Source organism: Mycobacterium sp., assembly GCF_051006775.1.
Taxonomy (GTDB): Bacteria; Actinomycetota; Actinomycetes; order Mycobacteriales; family Mycobacteriaceae; genus Mycobacterium.
In genome coordinates this window covers 1-3,259 of the sequence record NZ_JBPCSX010000222.1, presented here as the reverse complement: position 1 = coordinate 3,259, position 3,259 = coordinate 1, and the positions used below count along the sequence as shown (strand labels likewise).

The 3,259-nt window shown below is 66.5% G+C and carries 3 protein-coding genes; 2 read left to right on the top strand and 1 reads right to left on the bottom strand.

Annotated elements, in window-relative coordinates; all coding sequences use genetic code 11:
• Together ACR2JI_RS15775 and ACR2JI_RS15770 are read left to right on the top strand one after the other, a co-directional pair.
• A partial coding sequence (locus tag ACR2JI_RS15775; RefSeq protein ID WP_526391629.1) for an Asp-tRNA(Asn)/Glu-tRNA(Gln) amidotransferase subunit GatB occupies window positions 1-735 on the top strand: 735 nt, incomplete at its 5' end.
• A 500-nt stretch (window positions 736-1,235) separates the two neighbouring features.
• The gene (locus tag ACR2JI_RS15770) at window positions 1,236-2,687 is read left to right on the top strand and encodes a DUF1254 domain-containing protein (protein WP_526391627.1); all 1,452 of its coding nucleotides are present in this window, start codon (window positions 1,236-1,238) and stop codon (window positions 2,685-2,687) included.
• An 11-nt stretch (window positions 2,688-2,698) separates the two neighbouring features.
• Here ACR2JI_RS15770 and ACR2JI_RS15765 read toward each other — a convergent pair.
• Window positions 2,699-3,259: CocE/NonD family hydrolase (locus ACR2JI_RS15765; protein WP_526391625.1), on the bottom strand; the 561-nt coding region annotated here is incomplete at its 5' end.

Here is a 3,259-nt window from a genome sequence, read left to right as displayed (position 1 = left end):
CAGGCGGCGGTGCTCGACGCCGGCGGCAAGGTGCACCAGGAGACCCGGCACTTCCACGAGGACGGTTACACCTCCCCGGGGCGGGACAAGGAGACCGCCGAGGACTACCGGTACTTCCCCGAACCCGACCTTGAGCCGGTGGCCCCCAGCGTGGAACTGGTGGAGTCGCTGCGCGCGACGATCCCGGAGCTTCCCTGGCTGACGCGTAACCGCGTTCAGCAGGAGTGGGGAATCTCCGATGAGGTGATGCGCGATCTGGTCAACAACGGCGCGGTCGATCTGGTGACCGCCACCGTGGCGGCGGGCGCCTCCAGTGAGTCCGCGCGCGCCTGGTGGGGCAACTTCCTGGTGCAGAAGGCCAACGAAGGGGGAGTGGCGGTGTCCGATTTGGCCATCACCCCGGCCCAGGTTGCCAAGGTCGTCGCACTCGTCGATGAGGGCACGCTGTCCAACAAGCTGGCCCGCCAGGTGGTCGAGGGCGTGCTGGCCGGGGAGGGTGAGCCCGAGCAAGTGATGGCCGGGCGCGGTTTGGCGATGGTGCGCGACGAGTCGCTGATCCAGACCGCGGTCGACGAGGCACTGGCCGCCAGCCCGGATATCGCCGAGAAGATCCGCGGCGGCAAGGTCGCGGCCGTCGGCGCGATCGTCGGCGCGGTGATGAAGACGACGAAGGGTCAGGCCGACGCGGCGCGGGTGCGGGAGTTGGTGCTGGCCGCGTGCGGGCAGAGCGGGTAGACGTCGTCATAACCCAGGCGAGTTCGGCGGTTTGCTGCTGAAATCGCGACAGGTGTCCCCTAGGCTTGCCTGACTGCCGGTAGCCTGCGGGTAGTAGCAGCTCACGAACCCTGTCGATGGAAAGAAAATGGTGAACCGTGAAAGCGCACCGCCCCCTCAGCACTGATCCCATCCGTTGCCGCGCGGCATCCGGCCAGGCCCTCGCCGTCGGACGGGTGGGTGCCCTTGCCGTGGCGCTGGGTGCCGGTGCACTGCTTGCGTGGGCGCCTTCGGCCTTCGCCGACAGTGGTGAGCCCGCGAGCTCGGCCGTAACGAGTGCGCGTTCGGCGGCGTCGACACCGGCTTCGGTGGCACGGGGCCCAGCGCGCAGGAGTGCCGCGAGTGCGGTCCGGCCCAGTGCTTCCGCGGCAGCCGCAGTCGGCAACGCATCGCGCGTCGCGAATGCTGGTGCGGCCGCGCCAGCGATGCCGGCAGCGACGACGAGTCGGCAGGCGCGCGGCGTGACGCGACGGGCGGCGCTGGCCGTGAATGCCGTGAGTGCAGAGCAGCTGCTCAATTCCTCTGTCGTGCAACCGGTGTCGCTGCCGGTCGCTTCGGCGACGGGCGCAGCTCTCGGCGGATTCACCTGGCCGGTGGGTCCGATTCGGGCGGCGATCATCGCCGCGCAGGCCTACATCTACGGATTTCCGCTGCTGACCGTGCAGCGCGTTCAGTCACTGCTGGGGCCGTTGAACACCATGAACATCAACACCAGCTTCGCCAATCCGGACGCGGCGCCGTTCTGGAAGGCGATCGGCGGCGGAGCGCGCCCTAACGTCAATGTGCTCTATTCGCTGGCCTCGCTGGACCTCAGTGATGGACCGGTGGTGTTGGAAATCCCGGACATGGGGAACCGCTACTACAGCTTCCAGTTGACCGATCCCTACATCAACGTCGACAACTACATCTCGTCGAATCCGACGGCGTCGAATCCGATCGGTGGTTCGGGGCCGGGCCGCTACGCCATCACCTGGATCGGGAACGACGTCGACGTCGAGGGCGCCGAGAAGGTGCTCGTCAACTACTCCAGCGAGCTACTGCTCGGGCGAGTTGAAGCCTCGGTGGCCAACCAGCAGGAGGTGGTCGACCTGATGGAGCAGTGGACGCTGACTCCGACCGGGGACACCATGATCAACAACGCCGTCCTGCCGTCGGCGTATCTGTCCCCGATCTCGGTTCTGAACGCCATGAGCTTGGCGATCACCCAGAACCCGCCGTATCCGTCGGATCAGGATGCCGCGATCCTGGACAGGATGGCCAAGATCGGTGTCGGCCCTGACCCGAGTGACCCCACCACGGCACTGCAGGTCCAGAACACGCTCGGTCCGATATCGTCGCTGGCCGCGGCGATCGCCACGCAGATCACGGCGATCCTGCTGCCCCCGATCACCGACCTGACCCAGAAGCTGTCGGCGATCCAGCATCACGGCTGGGCCGTCACCAAACCCAATATCGGCGACTACGGCACCGATTACACCTACCGTGCCGGAGTGGCGCTGGTCGGGTTGGTGGCGAACACGCCCGATCAGGCGCTGTATTTCCCAGGGTTGCTGGACTCGAATTACCTTCCCCTGAAAGGCTTCCGGTCCTATCTGATCCACTACGCGCCCGGCGAGGCACCGCCCATCGACGACGGCGGGTTCTGGTCGCTGACGGTGTACAACGCTGACGGCACGCTGGTGACCACGACGGAGCCGAACGTTTACAGCAACGGGCCGCTGATCACGAAGGCGGACGGCTCGATCGACGTCATCCTTTCGCAGGTGGATCCGGGCGATCCCACCTCGATCTGGCTGGAAACTCCTGCGGGCGACTTCAGCGTGTATCTACGGATCTACGCCCCGGGACAGACGGCGGCTGACGGCACCTGGCTGCCGCAGGGGATCCAGCGGACCTCCGGTCTGTTCGGATAGACCGACGCCGATCACCCGGTGGTGACAGCCATCGGGAATCGGGGTGATCCGCGGTCGGTGCCGGGGATGATCGGGATCAGCACCGCCGACGGGTGGGCGGCGTCGTGCAGGACGGTCTGGGTGGCGGGCACGCTTGCCGAGCTGCTCCCGAACGCCTCGCCGGTGTTGGGATTCGGTGCGAACTGCGGGTAGTCACTGCTGGAGATCTCCAGTCGGATGCGGTCGCCGGCCGCGAACAGATAGCTGGTCGGCCAGATCGAGATCCGGTACAGGTAGGCCCGGCCGGGAACGCTGGGGCGTGGATCGGACAGCGAGTCGCGGAATGAGGTGCGCAGGATTCCGCCGTTGAGGTTGATCGCCGCTCCGTCGGGCTTGACGACGTCGAGTTTGGCGGTGAAATCAGTGTCGGTGGCCGAAGATGCCGCCCAGAGATCGACGGTGATGGGACCGGTGACTTCGGTTGGGCTGCCCAGGGTTTCACTGGTATAGATCAATACGTCGGAGCGTTGCTCGGCCGCAGCCTGATCGTACGGTCCCTGAAGCCCTGATTCGGCACTGCAGCATGAATGTCC